Origin of the sequence: Catenulispora rubra, assembly GCF_015356825.1 — a bacterium.
Classification (GTDB): domain Bacteria; phylum Actinomycetota; class Actinomycetes; order Streptomycetales; family Catenulisporaceae; genus Catenulispora; species Catenulispora rubra.
The window spans coordinates 64577-88806 of record NZ_JAACYW010000001.1; the positions used below are offsets into that span (position 1 = coordinate 64577).

General features: G+C 67.8%; 22 protein-coding genes and 1 pseudogene. 8 read left to right on the forward strand and 15 right to left on the reverse strand.

Going from position 1 to position 24230, the window contains the following annotated elements; translation table 11 throughout:
- The first annotated feature begins 69 nt into the window (after window positions 1-69).
- Entirely contained in the window at window positions 70-1308 is a 1239-nt protein-coding gene (locus GWK61_RS00290; protein ID WP_228561511.1) for a flavin monoamine oxidase family protein, read from the forward strand.
- 395 nt (window positions 1309-1703) lie between these two features.
- Here GWK61_RS00290 and GWK61_RS00295 read toward each other — a convergent pair whose 3' ends face one another.
- On the reverse strand, window positions 1704-2774 hold the full coding sequence (locus GWK61_RS00295; protein WP_194903646.1) for a Gfo/Idh/MocA family protein: 1071 nt from the start codon (window positions 2772-2774) through the stop codon (window positions 1704-1706).
- Between the two features lie 150 nt (window positions 2775-2924).
- On the opposite strand from GWK61_RS00295, the gene GWK61_RS00300 reads away from it, so the two are divergent.
- The 4 genes and pseudogenes from GWK61_RS00300 to GWK61_RS00315 all read left to right on the forward strand — a co-directional run.
- The gene (locus GWK61_RS00300) at window positions 2925-3587 is read left to right on the forward strand and encodes a TetR/AcrR family transcriptional regulator (RefSeq protein ID WP_194903647.1); all 663 of its coding nucleotides are present in this window, start codon (window positions 2925-2927) and stop codon (window positions 3585-3587) included.
- A 130-nt stretch (window positions 3588-3717) separates the two neighbouring features.
- On the forward strand, window positions 3718-4212 hold the full coding sequence (locus tag GWK61_RS00305; RefSeq protein ID WP_194903648.1) for a MarR family winged helix-turn-helix transcriptional regulator: 495 nt from the start codon (window positions 3718-3720) through the stop codon (window positions 4210-4212).
- Between the two features lie 81 nt (window positions 4213-4293).
- Complete coding sequence (locus GWK61_RS00310; RefSeq protein WP_194903649.1) at window positions 4294-5412, forward strand: ArsR/SmtB family transcription factor; 1119 nt, start codon at window positions 4294-4296, stop codon at window positions 5410-5412.
- 52 nt (window positions 5413-5464) lie between these two features.
- Window positions 5465-6580: pseudogene (locus tag GWK61_RS00315) on the forward strand (MFS transporter); the annotation flags it as partial.
- Between the two features lie 45 nt (window positions 6581-6625).
- Here GWK61_RS00315 and GWK61_RS00320 read toward each other — a convergent pair.
- The 8 genes from GWK61_RS00320 to GWK61_RS00355 form a co-directional block, all read right to left on the reverse strand.
- Window positions 6626-7231: a GTP-binding protein gene (locus GWK61_RS00320; RefSeq protein ID WP_194903650.1), complete on the reverse strand. Its 606-nt coding sequence runs from the start codon at window positions 7229-7231 to the stop codon at window positions 6626-6628.
- On the reverse strand, window positions 7212-7601 hold the full coding sequence (locus GWK61_RS00325) for a DUF742 domain-containing protein (RefSeq protein WP_194903651.1): 390 nt from the start codon (window positions 7599-7601) through the stop codon (window positions 7212-7214). Before GWK61_RS00325 ends, GWK61_RS00320 begins: the two co-directional genes overlap by 20 nt.
- Complete coding sequence (locus tag GWK61_RS00330) at window positions 7570-8052, reverse strand: roadblock/LC7 domain-containing protein (protein WP_194903652.1); 483 nt, start codon at window positions 8050-8052, stop codon at window positions 7570-7572. Before GWK61_RS00330 ends, GWK61_RS00325 begins: the two co-directional genes overlap by 32 nt.
- An 11-nt stretch (window positions 8053-8063) precedes the next feature.
- Window positions 8064-10436 carry a sensor histidine kinase gene (locus tag GWK61_RS00335; RefSeq protein ID WP_194903653.1) on the reverse strand — a complete coding sequence of 791 codons (2373 nt, stop codon included), beginning with the start codon at window positions 10434-10436 and terminating at the stop codon, window positions 8064-8066.
- Window positions 10437-10651: 215 nt separating this feature from the next.
- Window positions 10652-11662, reverse strand: coding sequence for a phosphotransferase family protein (locus GWK61_RS00340; protein ID WP_228561512.1), 1011 nt, complete (start codon window positions 11660-11662; stop codon window positions 10652-10654).
- A 26-nt stretch (window positions 11663-11688) separates the two neighbouring features.
- A complete protein-coding gene (locus tag GWK61_RS00345) occupies window positions 11689-12648 on the reverse strand; it encodes an alpha/beta hydrolase (RefSeq protein ID WP_194903976.1) in 960 nt (319 codons plus the stop codon).
- A gap of 8 nt (window positions 12649-12656) precedes the next feature.
- Entirely contained in the window at window positions 12657-14084 is a 1428-nt protein-coding gene (locus GWK61_RS00350) for a FadD3 family acyl-CoA ligase (protein WP_194903656.1), read from the reverse strand.
- Window positions 14085-14113: 29 nt separating this feature from the next.
- The gene (locus GWK61_RS00355; RefSeq protein WP_194903658.1) at window positions 14114-15295 is read right to left on the reverse strand and encodes an amidohydrolase family protein; all 1182 of its coding nucleotides are present in this window, start codon (window positions 15293-15295) and stop codon (window positions 14114-14116) included.
- 113 nt (window positions 15296-15408) lie between these two features.
- Between GWK61_RS00355 and GWK61_RS00360 the strand changes: the two genes are divergently transcribed.
- Together GWK61_RS00360 and GWK61_RS00365 are read left to right on the forward strand one after the other, a co-directional pair.
- On the forward strand, window positions 15409-16140 hold the full coding sequence (locus tag GWK61_RS00360; RefSeq protein ID WP_194903660.1) for an enoyl-CoA hydratase/isomerase family protein: 732 nt from the start codon (window positions 15409-15411) through the stop codon (window positions 16138-16140).
- 78 nt (window positions 16141-16218) lie between these two features.
- Entirely contained in the window at window positions 16219-16947 is a 729-nt protein-coding gene (locus GWK61_RS00365; protein ID WP_194903664.1) for an alpha/beta hydrolase fold domain-containing protein, read from the forward strand.
- Here the strand turns inward: GWK61_RS00365 and GWK61_RS00370 are convergent.
- From GWK61_RS00370 to GWK61_RS00385, 4 genes are all read right to left on the reverse strand, one after another.
- Window positions 16901-17485: a TetR/AcrR family transcriptional regulator gene (locus GWK61_RS00370; protein WP_194903666.1), complete on the reverse strand. Its 585-nt coding sequence runs from the start codon at window positions 17483-17485 to the stop codon at window positions 16901-16903. The genes GWK61_RS00365 and GWK61_RS00370 overlap by 47 nt on opposite strands.
- Before the next feature lie 170 nt (window positions 17486-17655).
- Window positions 17656-18687: a hypothetical protein gene (locus GWK61_RS00375; protein ID WP_194903668.1), complete on the reverse strand. Its 1032-nt coding sequence runs from the start codon at window positions 18685-18687 to the stop codon at window positions 17656-17658.
- A 204-nt stretch (window positions 18688-18891) separates the two neighbouring features.
- A complete protein-coding gene (locus GWK61_RS00380; protein ID WP_194903670.1) occupies window positions 18892-20034 on the reverse strand; it encodes a thiolase family protein in 1143 nt (380 codons plus the stop codon).
- Window positions 20027-21460 (reverse strand): class I adenylate-forming enzyme family protein, encoded by a 1434-nt coding sequence (locus tag GWK61_RS00385; RefSeq protein WP_194903672.1) that lies wholly within the window; start codon window positions 21458-21460, stop codon window positions 20027-20029. Before GWK61_RS00385 ends, GWK61_RS00380 begins: the two co-directional genes overlap by 8 nt.
- Before the next feature lie 50 nt (window positions 21461-21510).
- Between GWK61_RS00385 and GWK61_RS00390 the strand changes: the two genes are divergently transcribed.
- On the forward strand, window positions 21511-22272 hold the full coding sequence (locus GWK61_RS00390; protein ID WP_194903673.1) for an SDR family NAD(P)-dependent oxidoreductase: 762 nt from the start codon (window positions 21511-21513) through the stop codon (window positions 22270-22272).
- A 5-nt stretch (window positions 22273-22277) separates the two neighbouring features.
- On the opposite strand, the gene GWK61_RS00395 is transcribed toward GWK61_RS00390, so the two are convergent.
- The gene (locus GWK61_RS00395) at window positions 22278-23045 is read right to left on the reverse strand and encodes an SDR family oxidoreductase (protein ID WP_194903674.1); all 768 of its coding nucleotides are present in this window, start codon (window positions 23043-23045) and stop codon (window positions 22278-22280) included.
- Complete coding sequence (locus GWK61_RS00400; protein WP_194903675.1) at window positions 23045-24211, reverse strand: acyl-CoA dehydrogenase family protein; 1167 nt, start codon at window positions 24209-24211, stop codon at window positions 23045-23047. The genes GWK61_RS00395 and GWK61_RS00400 overlap by 1 nt, the downstream gene beginning before the upstream one ends.
- Between the last annotated feature and the right edge of the window lie 19 nt (window positions 24212-24230).

Consider the following 24230-nt stretch of genomic DNA (forward strand, 5'->3'; position numbering starts at 1 on the left):
GCAAGGGTTCGCCTGCCCCTGCACCACCGGCCGAGCGGTCCAGGTGCCTGAATGATGGGAGATGACCGCATGTCCTCAACCCACGCCGACGTGGTCGTCATCGGGGCCGGGCTCAGCGGCCTGGTGGCCGCTCGCGATCTCCGTGGCGCCGGGCGGACAGTTGTGCTGTTCGAGGCCTGCAAACGGCCCGGCGGGCGAACGTTCGCCGATGAACTTCCCGGGGCCGGCCTGCGGGTCGAGATGGGCGGGACGTGGATCCTGGAAGAGGACGAACCCGCCGTCGTGGCCGAACTGGAACGGTACGGACTGGAGATCGAACACTCTCCGGAGCCTGAGCGGTTCGTCTTTCGGCACGCCGGCCAGCTGTCCGATGCTTCGCAGCCCTCATCGAGTCAGGTACGTGAGTTCGCGGCGGCGATCCGAAAGACCGCGGACAGCGGCGCAGGCGCGACAGTCCAGGACCTGCTCGACGGCCGCGGGGTGGACGACGAACTGAGCACATGGATTCGAGCCTGGACGAAGTATGTCTGTGGCACGCGGCCGGAGAACGTACCGGTCGCGGTATTCAAGGACGTGCCCATGGAATACCTCGCCGCCATGGACATGTACAGCGCCAAGATCCGCCGGACCACCGACGCTCTGGTCGCAGCCCTGCTCGCGGACGCGGGAGTGAAACCGCGGCTGGGCGAACCGGTGGTCGAGATCGATCGCCGCGGCGAACTCCTCGAAATCGTCACAAGCCGACGGACCGTGACCGCAGCTGCCGTCCTGTTGGCGACACCGGTCAACACGTGGGCCGACATCTGCGTGACGCCCGCGTTCGACGGGGACAAGAAGGAAGTGGTCGAAACAGGGCACTGCGGCCGGTCGACGAAGGTCTGGATCGTCGCCTCGGGACTGGAGACGACCGTGCGCACGGTCGACCCGGATGGCGGCTTCTCATATCTGCGTACCGATCGCCTGCTGCCGGACGGCCGCTCCGTGCTCGTCGGGTTCGCCTGCGAGAACGAGCTCGCGCAGATTACGACCGCGACAGTACAGGCCTTCGTCGACCGCGTGCTGCCAGAGGCCGAGGTACAGGCCGTGCACAGCTTCGACTTCAACCGGAGTCCCTTCTCCAAAGGCTCGTGGGCGAGCTACACCGCGGGTGTCGACCCCACTCGCTACGCGGTCGCCGAGCCGCCGCTATTCTTCGCCGGCGCGGACATCGCCGAGAACTTCGGCACCATCGAGGGCGCCGTGGTGAGCGGCGCCGAGGCCGCCCGGAACATCGGCCTCCATCTCGCGCAGAGTGAATCCCGGCGCTGACGACGAGACGACGGCAACTGCCCGCTTCGGCTTCTACCGAACCGTCAGCGTGCCCTGACAATGGCAAAAACACGCAGCTCCCGAGCTACAGCCAACCCGATCGGCGTGCCGATGATCTCCTGAAAGCCGGACTCTGCACGACGCGACAGCCGACGACCGATCCGGCTCGAATCGCCGACCATGTTCTTGAGATCAGTGTGTTCCCAAGAGCGGTCGATCGCGGTCCGGAGGGTGGGCGAATCGGGAGCGAAGCGCCCGGGCTCGGCCCGCGCGGCGTACGCCGCAACGGCGGCGCGGCGGCAGCGCACGGGACCGCGAGGCGCGGACGTCGGACGCCGGCAAGCGCGGATCTGGCAGGCGGGCTACGGCACAAGACTCCGACGTAGAGGAGGCGGCTACGGCGTCCCTGGCCTCGATGCTTTGTCCGCAATGGACTGTAGATCAGTCGGCACCGCGTTCGTGGAAGACGTCAAGGCAGACCGAATCTCGTCGAGCACGTCGAAGACTTCGACGGAAGCCCGGAGCGGGTGCCACTCGTGCTCGGTGTCGCCGCAGAGGATCGCCTCAGTCACGGCGCGGAGCATGGGCACGTAGCCGTTACCCTCGCGGTCGAATCGCGAGACCTCGGGCGATGAGAAGACCGCGCCGGTCAGTGCGCCGTCCGTGGCGTGGGTGGCGAACTGGGAGGCCCTGATGAACGGCGCGGGGATCGTGATCCACCCGGCGGTCCCGCTCACCGAGGCGGTCGGATCGATGAACTCCACCATGGATGCAGCCAACTGCGCGACCTGTCCCCCGTCGTACCGCAACGTCACGTAAGTCGTCAGGTTGACACCGTCGGACCGGATACGACCGTCAGCGGTGACTCCGTCGGGTGCGCCCAGCAGTTCCAGCGCCAGCGTCACGGGGTAGATGCCCTGGTCGAGCAGGGTACTGCTGGCCCGCTCGGCAGACCAGCGGGGCGAATCCGCGGCCCCGAACGGCAGCCCGAAACAGCCGCGGACGGTGCGGATCTCACCGATGCGACCGGTGCGCACCTGGTCGGTGAAGGCCCGGAAGGCCGGATTGAACTTCATCCACATCGCCTCCATCGCGAACACCCCCTGCCGGTGTGCCGCTTCGGCGATCTGACGGGCCTCAGCTGCGTTCACCCCCAGAGGCTTTTCGACCAGGACATGTTTGCCCGCCGCGATGGCCTGCAACGCCATTGGGGCGTGGAGCGCGTGTGGTGTCGCGATGTAGATCGCATCGATCTGCGGATCGGCCACCAAGTCGTCGAGGCTGTCGAACGCGCGCGAGAAGTCGAATTCGTCGGCGAACGCGCGAGCCCGCGCCACGTCCCGGGAAAGCACCGCCGCTCGCCGGGCTCCGGGAACGGCCGCGAAATCCGAGGCCACCTGCCGCGACACGTCGCCGGTCGCGGCGATCGCCCAGCGAACCTCGCCGAGCGGACGGGGGTCAGGCATTCTTCGTTCTCCTGATCGTGACAGTGGCAACGCCGAGTCGCGGAGTTGTCGTTACCGAGTACTTGTGAAGTATGAGGTAAGCTACCGCAAGTCTCACGACGCCGGAAGCAGACCGACAGAAGATGTCCTGGTGCGAAGGTCCCTTGGAACATGGCTGACGACGCCCCGCCCTACCGCCGCGATCGGCGCCGCATGCCGGCCGCCGAGCGGCGCCGACAGATTATCGAGGTGACGACGCGGCTGATCTCCGAGCGAGGCTTCTGGGGTTTGTCGACGCAAGACGTCGCCGACCGCTGCGGACTCACGGTCCAGGGCCTGCTCCACCATGTCGGTTCCAAGGAGGGGCTGCTCGCGTCAGTCCTGGAGCAATCCGAGACCGAGGACGCCTTACAGCTGGCCACACAGCTCGGCGCGGGCGTCAATCCGGCAGACAGCGCGGCGGGAAGCGCAGGGCAGCCGATGGTCGATCTACGACAGGTGTGCGCCGCGATCGTCAGCCGCAATGCGACGCAGCCGGAGATCGTCCGGCTACAAGCGGTGCTCGCAGCCGAATCGCTTGAGCCACGTCATCCCGCCCACGGGTATTTTCTCGCCCGCCACCGACGAGCGCTCGCCGGCCTTGCCGAGTTGGCCAAAACCATCTCCGCCCAGCCGCAATCTCTGGCCCGCCAGATCCTGGCCACGATGGACGGCTTACAGCTGCAATGGCTGCGCGATCCCGACTCCGTCGACCTGGTCAAGGAATGGACGGCCGCATCCGAAGTCATCTTCGGACAGGCAGGACAACAGACATCAGCCTTCCCCCCTGAATAGGCGCTCTGGCATCGCTTCGAAGACCCCGGAGCAGTAACTATTCGAAGCTCTTGATGTCTGATCGGAATCGACCCGATACCCGGTTACCAGGTATGATCGAGCATCAGTGTGAACCGTTTCGCGGAATCGCATGCAACGCGATGGCCAAGCGTTCGATGAGGGACATCAGACCGTGATGATGGTTGACGAACATAGAGAACTACGATCGGCCGTGCTCGACGAGGATCTCGTCGAACTCGACAAGGAACTGTCGGCGTTCTTCACTCTCGTCATGCGGGCCCGCATGAGGAATCCCGAGATCGGCATGATGAGCGTCCTGTCTGCCGTGGCCACCCACGGCCCGGTACGCCTGAGCAAGGTCGCAGAGCACGTGGGGCTCGACCCGTCCACCGTGTCCCGCCACGTCCAGAACCTGGAGCGGGCAGGATTCCTGGCGAAGGCCGCCGATCCCACAGATCGTCGAGCTGCGAAGCTACACGCGACGGACGCAGGCGTGGCTCGACTCCAAGAGGCCTGGCGGCGACGGGCGGCAGTCATTCGTGACGGGCTGTCCCACTGGGCGCCGGAGGATCTACGGCTGTTCAAGGTCCTGCTGGAACGATTCGCTGACGACGTTGTGAAGTGAAGTCACCGTTACGGTGGGCACAGAGGCCGACCGCTGGAATTGATGCCGCCGAATGTTCGGCCTGACAGCGATGATGTCACTATGACAATCACCTTCCGGATCCCGGCGTCCGGCACGGAGCTCGTGGGGTTCTCGTACTCGCCGTCGATGGAGGCGGTGTTGAGTCTCCATGTTCTGATGGAACCCAAGCATCATCCCGTCCAGCACGCCTGGGTGCGGGCGATGCGCAAGCTGTCGCCGGCACTCAAGCACGAGATCAACGCGCTCTCCTTCGCCTTCCGTACCTATTTTCCAGAGTTCTTCTTCCCGTCGCCGACGGGTGAGCTGCTCAGCTTCGAGGATGAATTGCGGCGACTGCGCTCGGCCGACCCGGAACTGGTGCAGCTGGAGTTCGCTGTCGCACTCGGTGCTGAACCACTGGGAGGCGGATCCGGCAGGGACACAGCCGTCATCGGTAAACCCGAGGTCCGCCGCCGGCTCGGCGAACAAGCGGTGGCCGCAGGCGATCAAGGCCTGGCCAGGATGCTGCTCGACGATCCGGTCGCATTGCTGGAACGGTTTCTGGGCATGGTGGAGCGCTACTGGGAGGAGGCGTTCTCGCAGGAGTGGCGGCGGATCGAGCCGGAACTTGCCAAGAGTGTCATCGAGGCCGGACGCCAGGTCGCCGAGGGCGGTCTGTACACGCTGTTCCGTGGGCTGTGGCCAGAGGTACGCAGCGATCCCAAGGCTGGGCGGCTCTGGCTGGACCAACCGCACGAACACGAAGTCGAGATCACGCCTCAGCAACCGCTCGTCCTGGCGCCCAGCGCCTACGTGTGGCCGCATGTCCGCGTCAACTGTGACGGTCCTTGGCCGCTCGGCCTGGTGTTTCCCGCCTCCTCCATCGTACGGGAGGCGCGCCCGCGTATCCCTCCGGCGCAACTGACAGGCATCCTCAGGGCCCTGGCCGACGACACCCGCCTGCGCGTCCTGCGCCTGGTGGCCGAGCAGCCACGTAGCACTCAGGAGCTCGCTCCGCTCGTCGGAATCACGGAGGCCGGCCTGTCCAAGCAACTGCGGGTGCTGGCCGACGCAGGCCTGGTCGAGCGCCGCCGCGAAGGCTACTACGTGCTGTACCGGCTGCTGTCCGATCACGTGGCAGCCCTCGCCCCCAGCTTGGAGGCGTTCCTGCACGATGGCGACCGATCTGCCACCGATTAGCATTCCGCTCAATTAGTTGATTATGTGCCTGGCCCGTTCCGACACTGGGCCTATGGCACTCCTGAAAGACCGAGACTTTCTGCTCCTGTTCGCGGGCCAGAGCGTTTCACGCTTCGGTGACGGCATGTTCACCGCCGCAACCGCCTGGCTGGCCTGGTCGCTCACCCACGATCCAGCCGCGGTCGCGCTGGTGACCGTGGCCGCGTACGCGCCGAGCTTTCTGGTCACGTTTGTCGCCGCCTCCTATGCCGATCGCTACGACCGGCGGCGTCTGATGATCGTCACCGACCTCGTTCGGGCAGTCCTGGTGGCCCTCGCTGTGGGCTTGCTCGCATCCGGGTTGATGAACCTGACCGTGCTGGTGGCGGCAACGGCTTTGCTGGCCCTGGTCGGGGCTCCGTTCGCGCCGGCCCGCAACGCCATCGTGCCGCAGATCGTGCCGGCCGGACTTCTGCAGCAGGCCAACGGGCTGCTACAGGTGGCCTTCCGTGCGGCGTTCTTCGTGGGTCCTTTGGTGCTCGCGCCGATACTCGCCGTGTCATCATTGACGGCGGCCCTGGCGCTCGACGGGCTCACCTTCCTGATCTCCGCCTCCGCCGTCGCGGCCCTTCGCCTCCGCCGTCCCGCTCGCCACGGCCGACAGAGCGGGTTGCGGTCGGACCTGGTCGCGGGGCTAGCAGCTCTTCGGTCCGAGCCGGAAGTGCTGCTCGTGATCGTGACTTTCGTCGTGGCCCTCGCCCTGGCCAGCGGATTCCTGACCGTCGGCCTGGTATCTCTGGTGGGTCAGGGCGGGCAGTACGGACTGCTGCTGGGTACCGCCGGTTTGGCCGAGGTCGCCGGGGCACTGCTCCTGGCCCGGATCGCGATCCGCCGACTCGCCCTGGCCGCCGTGCTGGCGTGGGCGCTGCTGGGCGTCTTCCGGCTTCCGCTCGGCCTGGCCACTTCTCCGATCGTGGCAGCCGCTCTGCTCGCGATGACCGGGCTCGCATCCGCGCTGACCGACATCCCGTTGATCGCCCTGGTCCAGCAGCGCATCCCTGACGACCACCTCGCCAAGGCCCTCGGTCTGTGGGAAGCCGGCATCGCCGGCGCGCTCGCCGTGTCCCCGTTCATCGCGTCGACGACCATCTCGATGTTCGGAGTGAAGGCCGCGTTCATGCTGTCGGGCGCGGCCCTGATCGCGCTGGCCGGCGTCGCCGCCGCGGTACTTCGGCTATCGAACCGACGCCGTCTTCTGCTCCGACATCAGATGATCGATCAAGGCGACCAGGACGTCGCGGCTGACCGGCCGCCGGCGCAGGTCGCCCATCAGGATCGGGACGTTCGGGTCGAGGTCGAGCGCGTCACGGATCTCGGGAACGGTGCGTTCCTGCCGGCCGTCGAAGCAGTTGACGCCGACCACGAAGGGGATGCCGCGGTTCTCGAAGAAGTCGATGGACGCGAAACTGCCCTGCAGTCGCCGGGTGTCCGCCAGAACGACCGCGCCGAGCGCGCCGTGGACCAGGTCGTTCCACATGAACCAGAAGCGTTCCTGGCCCGGTGTGCCGAAGAGGTACATCACCAGGTCGGAGCTGATGGTGATCCGGCCGAAGTCCATCGCGACGGTTGTCGTGTCCTTGGTCGCCACCCCAGCGACGTCGTCGACGCCGACTCCGGCCACGGTCAGGTATTCCTCCGTGCGCAGCGGCGCGACCTCGCTGACCGCGCCGACCATCGTGGTCTTGCCCACGCCGAAGCCGCCCGCGATCAGGATCTTCACCGCCATCGGCGCGGAACCGCCGCGGGCCGCGTCGCGCCCGTCAGAGTCGTTGTAGGCCATCTCGCACCGCCTGAAGGATTGTCATGTCCGGTCTCTGGCCGACCGCGACCGCCAGCGGCGGGCGGGCCGACACCACGCCCCACGTGATCAGGTCGCTGATCAGGATCTTCGTTACCGCCACCGGCAGGTTCAGCACCGAAGCGACCTCGGCCAGGGCCGCCGGGCGGCGGCACTGCTCCAGGATCAGCCGGTGCTCCGGTTCCAGACCGCGGATCGTCGGCTGGTTCTCGGGTGGGGCGAGTGTGGTGATCACCGTGATCAGATTCAGGTCGTCGCGCGCCGAGGCGGTACGGCCGTGGGTGATCGTGTAGGGCCGGACGAAGGAGTCGTCGGGGTCTTCATCGAGGGACTCGTCGGCCCAGTGGTTCACCCACGGTCACCCCCTCCGGTCCCTGCTCGCTTCCGGCCCGCGCCGCAGTGCCCATGTGCTGTCCGACCTGCAGCACCAAGGTGTGCATCGCCACCGCCATGACCTCGGCGTCCACTTCCTGTGCCGCGACCACCGCCAGGTGGGTGCCCCAGCCGGCCGAGCTGATGAACAGCCACAGCTCCGCCAGTTCCACGATGACCTGGTGCACGGTGCCGCCATCGAACATGTCCCCGACACCGCGCGCCAGGCTCTGCTGGCCGGTGGCGATCGCGGCCAGGCGCTCGGCGTCAGCGCGGTCGATGCCGCGGGACTGACTGATCACCAGACCGTCGTCGGAGAGCACGATCGCGTGCCGCGTCCCCGGGACCTGGTCGGCGAGGCGGTCCAGGAGCCAGTCCAGGTCCTGGTTCGTGGCGGTGGTTCGGCGCGGCGCGGAGGTCGGTCCTGTCATCGATGTCATGGTCAGTCTTCTTCCGGGGCCGGCGCGCGGTCCGGCGCGGGATGGGTGGGTGGGTGTTCGTTGTCCGCGGGCATCCGGGCCAGGCGCGACTGGCGTTGGAACGCGCCGATCGACGCGCCGGAACGGGTCGGCTCATGCCGGCGCGCCGGTGTGTCGTGTTCGGGCTGGTACTGACGGGTCCCGTTCTCACGCCGTGGTTCGCGGAGCTCGGTGACGAGGCTGGCCTGACGCACGCGGCGCGGCAGAGGATCCAGCTGCGACACCGCGGTAGGCTCCGGCTCGTCGCTCACGACATCGACCAGCGTCGGAGCAGAAGCTGACGCCGGCTCCGGCGACGGAGCCGGAGCCGCCAGCTCCGACCAGTCAACGCGCTGATGAGGGATGGCCGGTCCGTCGATACGCTCGAAGTGGTCGGCGCTGACGGGCAGGCTCGCGTCGACGAGCGACAGCTGCGGGCCGAAGTCGGAAACGTCCTCGGGCTCGCCGCCGGACTCCTGCTCCGTGGCGACCACGAGATCGGCCGGGACGAGGACAACAACCCGCGTGCCCCCGAACGATGAGGGCCGCAACTCCACGCCTATGCCCAGCCCGGCCGCGAGTCGCGCGACCACGTAGAGCCCGAGGCGCGCGTCATCAGCTTGTGAGACCACGTCCATTCGGGGCGGAGCGGCCATCAAGGTGTTCGCCTCGTCGTACTGGACCGCGTTCATTCCCATGCCGCGGTCTTCGATTTCGATCGCCAAGCCGCGCATCACGCGGGAGGCTGTCACCTCAACGGGGGTCGGTGGCTTGGAGAACGCCACCGCGTTCTCCATCAGTTCCGCCAGGATGTGCACCACCGCTCCGACCGCGCGCTCCGACAACCAGACGTGGCTCTCCGCCTCGATCCGGATGCGGCGGTAGTCCTGGACCTCGCCCTGCGCCGACCGCAACAGGTCCAACAGCGGCACGGGCTTTCGCCAGCGGCGCTGCGGCTGCCCGCCACCGAGGATCACGAGGTTCTCCTCGTAGCGCCGCAGCCGCGCCGTCAGATGGTCGAGATCGAACAGACCCTCGAGCACATCAGGATCCTCATGCCGGCGTTCCATCTCACTCAGGCGCTTCATCTGCAAGCCGATCAGCAGCTGCGTGCGCCGCGCGATGCGCTGAAGCAGCCGCTCGAACCCGCGGTACTGCTCGACCTGCCGCACGGTCGTCTCCAGCGCGCTGCTGCGTGCCGCGTTGAGCGCCCGCCCCAGCATCCCCAACTCATCGGAGCCGTAGCGGATCGCGGGCAGTTCGGCATCCGTGTCGACGGTCTCACCGCGCCGCAGCCGCTCCACCACGATCGGCAGTCTGTCCTGCAGGTCCAGAGCCGCTGAACGCAGTGCGAAGATGCGTCGGCGCAGCACGCCGGTCAACACCAACGTGAGCACGACGACCAAGATGACGCCCACTGCCCCGACAACACTGTTGACGATCAAGTTCACGGCCATCTTGTGGACTTCGACGTTGGTGTCGTTGGTGATCGTCGCCCCGAAGACCTGGTTGAGGCTCTGGAGCTGGGGCGTGATGGCTGCGACGCTCTGCTGCCATTGCTTACCTGTCGCCGCAGGAAGCAGTGTGGTTCCGTCGGCAGCTTGAGGCGTGTTCAGAACGGTCTGCTCGACCTGCGTCCTCAGCTGCCATGCTTGGCCGGCGAACAGGTTGCGATATTGGTCGCCGATGGCAACGGGCAGCAACGGCACGACTTTGTCGTCGTAGATGAACTGCTCAGCGCCGCTCAACTGATCGAGTTGAGTACGTTCCGCGCGCGAAAGCCTTCCACCGACGATGCCCGGGGTGAGAACTGCGTCTTCACGCGAGAGCATCTCAATGCCCCAGACCGAGTCGACCACAGGCCGCACGCGGTAGTTCAGGTCAGCGAGACCCACATCGCTGGAGTTGTCGAACAGCTCCAGATCTGCCGCGATGAGACCGGTGTAGTCGTCGTACGTCTGCTGCTGCGTGGCGGTCCGGTGGTCCACCGCCGACCGGTAGTCGGCGAGGTGCTGCAGTCCTTCGGTGATCTGCTTGATGCCGCTCGCCAATTCCGCCTGCGCCGAACCGGTAGGCGCCTGAAGGGTTGCTACGGCCTTGTCCGTGGCCTGGCGCTGCTGTGTCAGCTTCGCCCCGTAGCCGGCGGGATCGGCCAAAGCTGCCGCGCTCAACTGCCGCTCGGCCTGGAGGCTGCCGAACACCGTGAGGACCGGAGAAGCGAATTTGACCATCGCGGTGTTGTGTTGGCCGGTTGCCCGCCAGTTGTTGAAGAGCTGGCCGGAGTTCAGCGTGACCAGGCCGATCATGGCCGCACTCGGCACGAGGGCCAGGACGAGCAGGACCGCACGCAACGGCACCTGCCGTCGCGTTCCCGCATCCAGAATCCGTTGCCGTTTTGCCGCTCGTGCGTGAAGTGCCACCCGAAGCCCCCAGGAAGCTCATGGCCGGCCGCCGAGCTCGGGGCCGCGTGATGTCGAACGGATACTACTCGCCAGCGGAGTCATCGTTGGCATTTTCAGAGAATTTTATTCTCCTGATTTGAGACCGAGAATTCCGGTTCCCTACGGGTGTGTCACGACTTGTCGCGCCCGCCCAGCGCCCGCAGCCCGGCCGCCGCGAGCAGCGGTACCGCCCGGCCCACCGTCTCGAAGCCGTCGCCCACCGTCAGGCCCCGCAGATGACGAGCGTGAATGCCCTCGGCGATGACTGCGATCTTGAAGTACCCGAGGCCGAGATAGAAGCCGAGCGGACCGAGATCGCGACCCGAGACCCGGGCGTAGTGTTCGGCGAGGTCCCGGACATCAGGCAGCCGGTCGCTCGTCGACGCGGCGGAGCCACCCAACACGGGGTCGAACGCCGGATCGCGGTACACCAGGTGCAGCCCGAGATCTGCCAAAGGGTCGCCCAAAGTGGCCATCTCCCAGTCCACAAGGGCACGGATCGAAGCGGGATCGCCGGGATCGAGAATGGCGTTGTCGATGCGGTAGTCGCCGTGCACGATCGACGCTCCGCTCTCGGCCGGCACCGCCCTCGCCAGCCGCGCGTGCAGTCTGTCCATGTCGGCCAGGGAACGAGTACTGACCCTCTCCCACTGGTCGCGCCAGCGGCCCACTTGCCGGCCGAGGTAGCCCTCCGGACGCCCGAAGCCGCCGAGGCCGACGGCCTGGTACGGGACGGCGTGCAGCTGAGCGAGCGAGTCCACCAGCGCCAGGCCGCAACGCACGATCATGGCGCGCGACAAGGTATGCAGCTCGGCATGGGTCCGGATCACCTGCCCGGGGACATACTCGACCACTGAGAACGGCGTGCCCAACACCGAAGCGTCCTCGCACAAGGCGACCGCGCGCGCCACCGGCACACCGCTGTCTCGCAGAGCCCGAACGACGCGATACTCCCGACCCATGTCGTGCGCCGACGGGGTGAGCCAGCCCAACGGCGGGCGTCGCACCACCCAGATGGTGACACCGTCGGTCACTCGGTATGTCAGGTTGGACCGCCCACCGTGCAGCAGCTCCGCGGACAGCGGTCCGGCCACTCCCGGCCCAGCCGTTCCCAGATATTTCTGCAGGGCATCGATGTCCAAGCCCGCAGGTGCCTCCCCCGCGGCGCTTACTCGGTTGGCCACGTCGGCCCCGAAGTTTCACTGGCTGTGGCCCGCCGCACGTGCCGGGCGATCAAAGCGTAGATGTCTCGCGCCGTTTCGTAGTGTTTGACGTCATATCCATGATCGGCTCCTCGGACGTCGTGGAGGTCGATCAACGCGCCGGCCTTCCGGAGCCGCTCGGCGTACCGACCGGCTTCAGTTTTGAGCCGGTCGTATTCCGCAGTGATGACCAGGGCCGGGGCGATGCCGGCGAGGTCCGCGACATCTGCGGCGTTCGCCGGCGATGCGAGGCGGTCGGTTCGGGCCCGCCGGTCCGGGATGTACGCACCGTTGTAGACCGCTCCCATCCACGGTTTCAGCATCGACTTGGAGACGGCCGACGGCTTGTCTCCGAGCTCGGTCGCGAGGTCGAGCACCGCGTAGTGGAGCACCTGGAGAGCGATGGCTGGGCCACCTTGCTCCAGCGCCTGCCGCGCCACCGCTGCGGCAAGGCTGCCGCCGGCGCTCTGGCCGCCGACCGAGAGCCGGCTGCCGTCCCAACCCTGCTCGGCACCGTGCTGGGCGATCCAGAGGACAACCTCGAACGCCTGACGAGGTGGAGCCGGGAACTTGTGTCGCGGCGCCAGGGCGTAGTCCACATTGATCGCGGCCACCTGCGCTTCAGCGGCCACGAAGCGGCAGAACCAGTCGTCCATCTCGGTCAGCGGCATGACGAAGCCGCCGCCGTGGAAGTTGACGTGGACTGCCGGCGCCTGACCTGCTTCGTCGGCGGTCGGCAGGTAGACCACGACCCTGGCCGGCGCGACCGACGTCGGAACCACCAGCTCGCGGGTATGTCGCGGGAACTCAGGGAAGCGGTCGAGCCGGAACGCCTCAGGACGCTTCTCCTCGGGCCGGCCAGCCGCCCGCAGGACAAGACGTTGCATCGCCCTGGCGGCGAACGCCGCCACCACAGGCCGAGCCATCAGTGAGGTCAGCACAACTGGTCCCGAACCACCTTCCCGGTGGCGTTGAGAGGGAGTTCCTCAATGAACTCCACGTACCGCGGCACCTTGTAGCCCGCCATCCGCGCACGGCTCCAGTCGATGAGCTCTTCGTCGGAGAGCGGGCCACGCCGAACGACGAACGCCTTCCCCACCTGTCCCAGGCGCTCGTCGGGGACACCGATCACTGCGACTTGCGCGACTGCCGGATGTCCCAGGATGAAGTCCTCGATCTCCGCGGGATAGGCGTTGAAGCCGCCGACGATGAACATGTCCTTCTTGCGGCCGGTGATCAGAAGGTGCCCACCGGCTTCGAGCATGCCCAGGTCCCCGGTGTGCAGCCAGCCGTCGGCGTCGATCGCCTCGGCCGTCGCGACCGGGTCGTCGAGATATCCGCGCATGATGGTGTAGCCGCGGACCAGCACCTCACCGTCGTCCGCGACGCGCACTTCCACCCCGTCGCACGGGGTGCCGACCGTCGTGGCGATGTCCTCGAAGGAGTCGCCGGGTCTGGAGGCGGTGACGGTGCCGGCCTCGGTCAGCCCGTACCCGGTCATGATCGAGGTGAACGGCAGCTCCTTCTTGATCCTGCGGATGAGCTCGACCGGGATGTCAGCGGCTCCGGTCACCGCCGCACGCAGCGATGACAGGTCTCTGTCTCCTCGAGCGGCCAGCAGCGAGTGATAGAGCGTGGGCGGGCCCGGAAGCATGGTCACCTTCTCCCGCTCCACGAGCTCCAGCACCACGTCCACGTCGAAGACCGGTACCGGCAGCATCGTCGCCCCCCGGATCAGCGAGGCGATGCAGCCCGCCTTGTAGCCGAAGGTGTGGAAGAAGGGGTTGACCATCAGGTACCTGTCACCCTGGCGCAGATCCGCCAGGTCACACCATTCCGCGTACGCCCGCAACGTCTGTGCGTGCGTCATCTGGACACCCTTGGAGCGGCCGGTCGTCCCGGAGGTGAAGACGATGTCACACACGTCGTCGCCACTGACTTCCCGCTCCAGCGGCGAACCACCGGCCAGAAAGCCGCCCTTCAGGTCGATCCGAGGCACGCCCTCCGGCGTCGGGTACTCCAGCCCCAAGAAGCCTTCCTGGACGAGCACGGCCTTCGCCCCACTGCGCCGGATGACGTCACCTGCCTCGGCCGCCTTGAACCGCGTGTTCACGGGGACCAGGACTCCCCCGGCGGTCAGCAGGCCGAACGCCGCGACGATCCACTCGGCGGAGTTCGGCGCCCAGACCGCGACGCGGTCGCCCCGGTCGATCCCCGCCGCCGCGAACGATCCCGCCGCGACGCGGATCCGGTCGACCAGCTCGGTGTACGTCAGGCGCAGCGGGCCGTCCACCACTGCCTCGGCGTCACCGAACCGGTCGGCCGCGCTGAGCACCATCCGTGGAATGGTGTCCCAGCTCATCCCCCGACTCATCAGGAGATCCCGGTTCATCAGGAGAAACTGATCAGCCGGGCCATGTTGCCGCCCATCACCTTGGCCTGGTCCTCCTCGCTGAGCTTGCCGAGGTGGTCGACATAGGTGACCGGGTCGGCCAGGCCCTCCGGGTGCGGGTAGTCCGAGCCGAACAGCACCCGGTCGACGCCGATGAGGTCGGCCAGCTCGGCCAGGTCCTCCTCCCAGAACGGGCTGACGTGGACGTTGCGCTTGACCGCGACGACCGGGTCCTCCAAGAACTGGTGCGGCATCTTCTTGTACAGGTCGGCCAGGGTCTTGAGAAGCGGCTCCACCCAGGACGAACCGTTCTCGATCACGGCGACCTTCAGGTCCGGGAAGCGGGACAGCGCACCGTGGCACACCAGCGCGGACACCGAGTCCTCGATCGGCCGCCAGCTCGACGTCATGGTGAACACGTCCGGCTGGAAGGGCAGGAACTCCCGCTTGTTGCCCGCCCAGTCGTTGACGTAACGGCTGTAGCCGCTGTCGGACGAGTGCAGGGCGACGAGGACACCCGTCTCCACGACCCGCGCCCAGAACGGGTCGAACTCCGGCAGCCCGAAGGACCGCGAACCGCCGTATCCGGGCACCGGCGCCGGCCGGATCAGGACGGCGCGTGCGCCGCGCTCGACACACCAGTTCAGTTCCTCGATCGCCTTGTCCAGGATCGGCAGGGTGATCACCGGAGTGGTGAAGATGCGGTCGGAGTAGTTGAAGGACCAGGTCTCGTGCAGCCACTCGTTGAGCGAGTGGATGACCGCGTGGATCAGTTCCGGATCGTCCCGCATCCGCTCCTCGATCAGGCTGGCCAGGGTCGGGAACATCAGGGTCTTGCCGATCCCGAGCTCGTCCATCAGCGCCATGCGCGGTCCCGGCTCGCGGAAGGCCGGGATGGACTGCATCGGCTCGCCGAAGATCTCCCGGCGGCTCTTCCCGTCGGGATTCCCCACCCGGTAGTACTCCTCCATCGCGCCGGGGCGGGCCACCACCTCGAAGGTGGGGTTGGGGATGTACTCGCTGATCTGGCCCCGGATGGCGATCTTGGTGCGGCCGTTCACCTGGACGTACTGGATCGCCCCGGCGTACTCCTTGGGGAGGTGCTTGGTCAGCGCCTCTTCGGTCTCGTACAGGTGGTTGTCCGCGTCGAACAGCGGATACGGCAGCTCGCGTGACGGCATGAGATCCTCCTTCTCTCGCTGTGAGAACAATATTCTTGAGCCCTTCCAGCCGCAAGACCCTTCACCTCAGAGGAGAATTGCGCTCTCACTCAGCGAGAAGGTAAATTCCAACCATGGAGCGTGACGACGTAGAGCTCGAAGTCGACGGCACCGTGGCGGTCATCACCATCAACCGGCCGCGCAGCCGCAACGCGATCTCCTTGGGCACCATGGACTTGCTGGACAAGGCTCTCGCCTCGGCGGCGCACGCCGGCTCCCTGGTCATCACCGGCGCCGGCGATCGGGCGTTCGTGTCGGGTGGGGACCTGAAAGAGCTTGCCGCAATCCGGGACGAGGATGGTGCGCTGGCCATGGCGTTGCGCATGCGCGGCGTCTGCGACCGTCTTGCGGAGTTTCCAGGACCTGTCATCGCCGCGCTGAACGGTCACGCCCTCGGCGGCGGTGCGGAAGTCGCGGTGGCCGCCGATATCCGCGTGGCGGCGGACGACATCAAGATCGGCTTCACCCAGTCAACCCTGGCGATCATGCCCGCCTGGGGCGGCGCCGAGCGGCTCGCAACCCTGGTCGGCAGAGGCAGGGCCCTGATGCTGGCGGGCGCCGGGACGGTACTGGACGCCGGACAAGCGCAGCGTATCGGGCTGATCGACCAAGTACTGCCACGCACCGAGTTCGAACAGGGGTGGCGTTCGATGGCACGATCGCTGGCCACGGCACCGGCACGGGCGATCAAGCACATCCTGGCGGACGGCACGACGCCGCAGGCGGCCGCACGGGCCTTCGCCGGCCTCTGGGCCTCCGACGAACACTGGGAGGCCGTCGACAGGATGACTTCGCGTGCGGTTTGACATGCGATCGCGACGAAGACACGCCGGGTCCGCGCACCCGGCCGCCGCAGACCACTAGCCACGAAGGTGTGATGTTCCATGGCAGGTGACGTTCGTATCGAGATGAGCCCCGTCGGCCCGATCGTGCGGCCGCAGCACTCCAGCGAAGCCGTTGTCCTCTATCTCCACGGGGATCGGCACCTGGCCAACGACTCGGCGCCGGCACGCCTGGCAGCCGGCCGTATCGCCCTGGCTTCGGGCGCCCCCGTCCTGTGCTGCGACTACGACTCCGCTTTCCCGACTGCCCTGGAGGACGTCCAGGACGGGTTCGAGTACTGCCAGGAACTGGGCCCGACCGCGGTGGTCGGCGAGCGCCAGGGAGCCGGACTCGGCGTGGCCCTCATGCTCCGCCTGCGGGACCACGGCGTCGAACCGCCACAGTGCGGTGTCCTGATATCGGCGTTGCTCGACCTGACGTTGGAGGCGCCGAGCGTCTCGCTCAACGCCGCAGCGGATCCCACCTTCGACATCACGCTGCTCCGCGGGCGCGCGGCCGCCTACGCCGCCGGGACCGTGCGGACCGATCCGTCGCTGAGCCCTGTGTACGGAAACCTCCACGGGCTGCCGCCGATCCGCCTCCTGGCTGCGGGCAACGATCCCCTGCTGGACGACTCGTTGGCGTTCGCCTCACGTGCAGCGCGGTCCGGGGTGTCGGTCGACCTGTCCATTCGGCTGGACGCGGCGGCACTGGAGTCGGAGGCTGTGGCCGCCGCTGCCGACTTCATCCGGGCTTGGGCCCCAGCACGACGGACATCACGTCTCGCATGATCGTGGGGTAGTCCGTCTCGTCCTGATTCAGCAGCCACTGCTGTTGGATGCCGTCGAGCATCACGATCATGGCTGTCGCTGCGGCGCGCGGAGTCAGACCGTTGCCCAGGACGGGGCCGTACCGCACGGCGATCTGCTCGGTCATGTATTCCAGTAGTGTGCGGTAGTGGTTCTGTATGTCCTGCCGCGCCCCGTCGCCCTGAACGATGCTCTCGGCCATCAGCATGCTGTAGACCTGGGTCAGAGCCGGATTCAGATGGTCGAAGGCGACGATCTCGGCGATCTTGCCAGGCACGTCCTCGTCCTCGTCGGCCTGCCCCTGGCCGAGGTGCTCGACGAGATGCCTGCGGGCAAGATCCTCCCGGTGCTGGAGGATCGCCACCATGAGCTTCTTCTTGCTCGGGAAGTAGTGCAGCACGCCTTGCCTGGTGAGGCCGGCCCGCTCGGCGATCGCGTCGAACGAGGCCCCCCTGTAGCCCCGCTCGGCGAAGACCTCGACCGCCGCGTCGAGGATCTCCTCACGCCGATTCGTCGTCATCGGTTTCGCTCCCGTCACTGGGAAGTTACCGACGTCACCTTACGTTGACAGGGGCAGAAGCGGGTAGGGATCGCACAACCCGCTTGGCCAAGATTATGAATGTCCTGACATCGGTAGCCTTGGGTCACCTGCTGTCCGTGAGCGCCCAGGTGAGGTCAGGTCGTGGTCGGTTACGCGTGCGGCGAGTGCAGCTGCTCGGTCTCTCGCAGGATGACCTCGACGAAATGGTCCACGACCAGCTGAATCGCTGCTGTGGGGACGTCGGGACCCACCATCGCCGGGACGATCCGGCCGAACAAGGCCCTGACCTTGGCTTCCCGCTGTTGTGCGGAATCGTTCAAGACCTGGGGGGCTTGCAGGTAACGCTGCATCCGTCGGATCTCGAGCAGTATCGCCGCCTGCCGCGCCAGCCCCGAGCGGCCGGCGGCCTGCTTGCCTGCCATGACAACCATTGGGGTGAGCACCCGGGCGATGTGGTCCCGGGCGTAGGTAGCGAACTCCTGGGGCGGAGAGCCGCGATCCGCTGCGATAGCGGCTGCCAGCAGCCCGACGCAGGCGTCGGCCAGGCGAACCGGCGACCTCCGCGCCCAGTTCTTGCTGGGCTGCGCGGTGAGCGAGTCCTCGGGGCCGACGTGCCGCAGCAACGAGGCGGCGTTGGCGTGGACGAAGAACGTCGAGGTGGGGATGTAGATGCGGCTGTAAAGCCTCGCGGCGTCACGCCCTCCGGTCGCCTTGTCGATCGCGGCGGCCATGTCCTTGACATTCGTGGCCCGGCCCGGCGTGCCGAGCGTGGCGACGGCTTGTTCGAGCAACTGCTGAGGGATCAGCCCGTCGTCGACGAGGAAGCCCAGCGAGTCGAGGCCCGCCTTGAGGTGGGCCCGGCGGAGCCCGGGAAACGCGGCGGGAGTGTGCAGACAATACAGGCCCAGGATGCAGGCCTCCAGCGCGGATCTGGCCAGCAGCACCGCCGCCTCGTGCTGCCGGGACCGTGTCGCCCGCCTGGTTTCCTCCTGAAGATACAGAACCCGCAGCAGTGCCAGCTGGGCGAGGTCCTGCCCGGTAACCGCGCTGTCTTCGGGCCAGCGGCGGCACACTACGAGCTTGCGCGCGCTCGCGCGTACTCGCCGACGCCGCGAAAGGTCGGGGTAGGGCAGCACACCACGGAGCAAGGTGCCGGCGAGAGAGGTCAGAGCGCTTGTCATCACCTCAGACTGCCAAGTCGCGGGCCCGTTGGCATCCTGATTAGCGGGCCTGACAGTTGCGCCGGGCCACTGAGGGCTTCGCCGTTTTCATAGAGCCCGCCGATGACCCGCCGAGCGGCATCTCGCATGATCGTGTAGCTCTGCGAGTGCTGCGGACACGGGCTCCACCGCGGCCCAGCGACTTCGCAAGGCGGAGTATCCCGCTCAGGGAGCCGGTACTTCCACGACCATCGCCGAGCCCATCCCGCCGCCCGCGCACATCGCCGCGACCGCGATGCCGCCGCCGCGGCGGCGCAGCTCGTGGACGAGCGTGGTCAGCATCCGGGCTCCGGTGGCGGCGACGGGGTGGCCCAGGGAGCAGCCGCTGCCGTACACGTTCACCCGGTCCGGGTCGAGGTCGAGCACCTTGACCGCGACGACGGGCACCACCGCGAACGCCTCGTTGATCTCGAACAGGTCGACGTCGGAGACCGACAGCCCACAGCGCGCGAGCACCTTCGGGATCGCCTTCACGGGAGCCAGCCCGGTCTCGGCCGGGTCGACGCCGACGGACGCCCACGCACGGACCGTGCCCAGGACCGGCAGTCCCAGGCGGTCGCTGGCGACCACGAGGGCGGCCGCGCCGTCGTTGGCGCCGCTGGAGTTCCCCGCGGTGATGCTGAATCCCTCGATCTCCGGGTGGACCGGCTTGAGCGCGGCCAGCTTCTCCATGCTGGTATCGCGGCGCGGGTTCTCGTCGGCCTGGAACAGACCGTGCTGGGTCTTGATCGGGACGATCTCGGCGTCGAACCGACCCTCGTCGACGGCGCGCACGGCGTTGCGGTGCGAGCGCAGGGCCCAGGCGTCCATCTCCTCGCGGGTCACGCCCATCTTGACCGCCGTGTTCCAGGCGAGGGTGATCGTCATGTCCGCGTTCGGGGCGTCCGGCCGGTCGGGGTGGGTCGGCGGGAGCCACGGATCGATCCAGTCCTCGCCCTGCGCGAGCTTGGACTTCGGCGCGGTGGAGGCGGAATTCACGCCGCCGGCGATGACGAGTTCGTCCATGCCGGCGCGGATGCCCGCAGCTGCGCGCTCGACCGCTGCCAACCCGGCGGCGCAGTGCCGGTTGAGTGCCAGGCCCGGCACCGACGTGAGGCCAGCGGTGATCGCGGCGTGCCGGGCGATCACTCCTCCGCCGTGCAGTCCCTCACCGAGGATGACGTCGTCGACCGCGGCCGGGTCGAGGCCGGAGGCCGCAGCGCTCACGATATGATCGGCGAGGTCGTACACCGAGGTGTCGCGCAGCATCCCCTTCTTGGCCACAGCGACGGGCGTGCGCTGAGCGGACACGATGACGGCTTCAGGCATGAGAGGTCTCCAGTTCGGCCAGCAGAGTTCGGCGAAGCAGCTTTCCGGTGTCGGTCTTGGGCAGTTCTGAGCGGAACACGACGACGTCAGGCGTCTTGGACGAGCGGAGCCGTTCCTTGACCCACTGCCTGATGTCGTCCGGATCGCCGCTGCCGACCACGACGGCCGCGATCCGCTGCCCCCACTCCGGGTCCGGCAGGCCGACGACCGCCGCCTCGAGGATCCCGGGACAGGCCAGCAGGACGTCCTCGATCTCGGCCGGAGCGATGTTCTCCCCGCCCCGGATGATGGTGTCGTCCGCCCGCCCTTCGATGAACAGGTAGCCCTCGGCGTCCAGCCGGCCCCGGTCGCGCGTGGCGAACCAGCCGTCGGCGTCCAGCACGCTCCGGCCGCCGTACTCGCCAGCGATCTGCTCGCCGCGCAGGAAGACCAGGCCGGTCTCGCCGGCATCGGACGGCTCACCGGCCTCGGTACGGATCTGGATCTCCACGCCGGGCAGCGGCCGCCCGACGGAGCCGAGCCGGTCCCGGCCCGCGGGATCGCTCGCCGCCAGCGCCCGCCGGTGGTCCTCAGGCCCCAGGACGGTGACCGAGGACGCCGTCTCCGTCAGCCCGTAGGCATTGACGAACCCGGTGTCCGGGAAGATCCGCAGCGCCCGCTCGACCACGGTGCGAGGCGTGCGCGCGCCGCCGTACGCGAGGCTGCGAAGGGTCGGCGTGCGGGCGTCGTCGCCACGGACCGCGGTCACGATCCGGGCGAGCATCGTGGGGACGACCAGCGCGTGCGTGACCCCCTCCCGCCGTACGGTCTCCAGCCACGCCACGGCTTCGAAGGGACCGAGGTACACCACTCGGCGCCCGGAATAGAGGTTGGTCAGCAGGTTCATGAGCCCGGCGACGTGATAGGGCGGGACCGCCACCAAAGTGGCCTCGGCCTCCTCGGTGGCCATGAACTCCTGGGTGTTCCAGATGTAGCTGAGCAGGTGCCGGTGGCGCAGCGTCGCGGCTTTCGGCTCGGCGGTCGTGCCACTCGTATAGAGCACCACTGCGACGGAATCCGGGTCCTGGCCCGCGGGTTCTTCGGCCTCCGCCGGCGGCTCGGTGCGCATGAGCAGGATGTCCAGCTCGGCCTGACGCAGGACCAGCGCGCCGGGGTGGCGGGCCAGGATCGCCGCCGTCTGCTCGTCGCCGAGCCGGTAGTTCACCGGGATGAACGGCACGCCCGCGATCGCCGCGCCGAACAGGGCGACGGGGTAGGCGAGATGGCTCGTGCCGAGGTAGAGCACCGCCGAGTGGTCCCGGAACCGATGCGCGGCACCTCGGGCGAGAGTCAGCAGCTCCGAGGCGGTCAGGGAACGACCGTCCGCCGTGACCGCCGCACGGTCGCCGGCCGAGGCTGCCATTTCGAGGATCATCGTGATATTCATGATAACGCTATTCTCATCTGAGTAGAACCTTGCTCGCAAGAGGAGGAACGATGCGTATCAAGGGGAGCTCCGCGATCGTGGTCGGCGGAGCCGGCGGCCTGGGTGAGGCGACGGTCCGCCGCCTGCACGCCGCTGGAGCGAAGGTGGTCGTCGCCGACCTGGCGGACGAGAAGGGGAAGGCGCTCCAGGACGAACTGGGCGTCGTCTACGTCCGCACCGATGCCACCGACGAGGCCTCGGTCACCGCGGCCGTCGCCGAGGCGGAGGCCGCCGGACCGCTCCGGATCTCCGTGGACACCCATGGCGGACCGGCGACCGGCGGACGACTCATCGGCAAGGACGGCACGCCCTTGGACCTGGACGGCTTCCGAAAGACCATCGAGTTCTACCTGACGGCCGTGTTCAACGTGATGCGCTTGTCCGCCGCGGCGATCGCCCGGACCGAGCCGGTCGACGGGGACCGAGGCGTCATCGTCAACACCGCCTCCATCGCAGCCTACGAAGGCCAGATCGGCCAGCTCCCCTACGCCGCGGCCAAGGGCGGAGTGGCGAGTATGACGCTCGTCGCCGCGCGGGACCTGGCCCCGCTGGGCGTCCGCGTCGTCACGGTCGCCCCGGGGACCTTCCTGACTCCGGCCTACGGCACGTCCGCGGACCAGCTGGAGGCCTACTGGGGACCGAAGATCCCGCACCCCAAGCGCATGGGCCACCCCGCCGAGTACGCGGCGCTGGTCCAGCAGATCTGCGAGAACGACTACCTCAACGGCGAGGTCATCCGCCTGGACGGCGGTCTGCGGTTCCCGCCGAAGTAGCAGCCTCACATCACCAGACCGCCGTCGACGGGGAGCACCTGGCCGGTGATGAACGACGCGGCGTCGGAGGCGAGGAACACGAAGCTTCCGGCGACCTCGTCGGGCTCGGCCCAGCGGCCCATCGGGATGCGGGCGAGCATCTTGTCGGCGAACCGTTCGTCGGTCCGTATCGTCTCGGTCATCGGCGTCGCGGCCAGCGGCGCCAGCGCGTTGACGGTCACCTGCCTGGGCGCCAGCTCACGGGCCAGCGACTTGGTCAGGCCGATGACACCGGCCTTGGCGGCGGAGTAGTTGACCTGGCCGAGCGTTCCGGTGATGCCCGCCGACGACGTCACGTTGACGATCCGGCCCGTGCCGTCGGTCGGCAGCAGCCACATCGCGGCCTGGCAGCAGTGGAAGGTGCCCATCAGGTGGACGTCGAGCATGCGCCGGAACGACTCCGCGGAGAGGTTCGCGAACATCGCCGGCGCCGTCGCACCGGCGATGTTGACGACGATGTGCAGTGTGCCGCCGGCCAGCCCCGCGGCCTGAACCGCCGCGGCCTCGACCGAAGCCCGGTCGCACACGTCCAAAGCAGTGCTCTGCGACGTACCTCCCTCGGTGGAGATCTCCGCGGCGACGGCCGCCGCAGCCGGGCCGTCGACGTCAGTCACCAGCACCGCGGCTCCGGCGCGCGCCAGAGCCCGGGCCACGGCCGCCCCGATACCGCCGGCAGCACCCGTGACCAGCGCAGACCGTCCCGTCAGATCGAACAGCCCGTTTCCAGCGCGCATCAGTAGCTCCTCGGCAATCCCAGAACGTGTGATCCCAGATAGTTCAAAACCATCTCCTGGCTGACCGGCGCGATCCGCATCAGCCGGGCCTCCCGGAAGTACCGGGCGACGTGGTACTCCTCGGAATAGCCCATCCCGCCGTGGGTCTGCACGGCCCGGTCGGCGGCGTCGAACCCGGCTTCCGCACACAGGTACTTGGCGGTGTTCGCCTCCCGTCCGCACGGCCTGCCGTTGTCGTAGAGCCACGTCGCCTTGCGCAGGACGAGTTCAGCCGCGTCCAGTCGGGCGAGCGAGTCGGCGAGCGGGAACTGGATCCCCTGATTCATGCCGACCGGCCTGCCGAACACGACGCGTTCGTTGCCGTAGCGCACGGCCCTGTCCATCGCCACGCGACCGATCCCGAGCGCCTCGGCGGCGATCAGCATGCGCTCGGGGTTCAGACCGTCGATCAGATAGCGGAATCCCTGGCCCTCCTCCCCCACGCGGTCCTCGACCGGCACCCGGAGATCGTCGATGAACACCGCGTTGGAGGTGACCGCGTTCCGGCCCATCTTGGGAATCGGGCGTACCTCGATCCGGTCGCTGTCCAGATCGGTGAGGAACAGCGTCATCCCATCGGTCGGCTTGGCCACCTCGCTGAGCTTCGTGGTCCGCGTCAGGAGCAGGATCTTCTCAGACTCGACGGCCTTGGAGATCCAGACTTTGCGACCGTTGACGAGGTAGTGATCGCCGTCGCGCCGAGCGAACGTGGTGATCGCCGTCGTGTCCAGGCCGGCCTCCGGCTCGGTCACGCCGAAGCAGACGTGGAGGTCGCCGGTAGCGATGCGCGGCAGCGTCCGCTGTTTGAGTTCGTCAGAACCGTGCAGCACGACGGGATGCATCCCGAAGATCGACATGTGGATCGCGCTGGCGGCGTTCATTCCGCCGCCGGACCGTGCGACCTCTTCCAGCAGGATGCTGGCCTCGGTGATGCCCAGGCCGTGGCCGCCGTATTGTTCCGGAACGGTCATGCCCAGCCAGCCGCCGCGCGCGATCGCGGCGTAGTACTCGGCGGGGAACTCGTGGGCGAGGTCCTTCTCCATCCAGTACCGGTCGTCGAAGTCACGCATCAGCCCGGCGACGGCATCGCGGATCGTCTCCTGATCGTCGGTCAGTCCAAAGTCCACGGCGATGGACGCCTCCCGT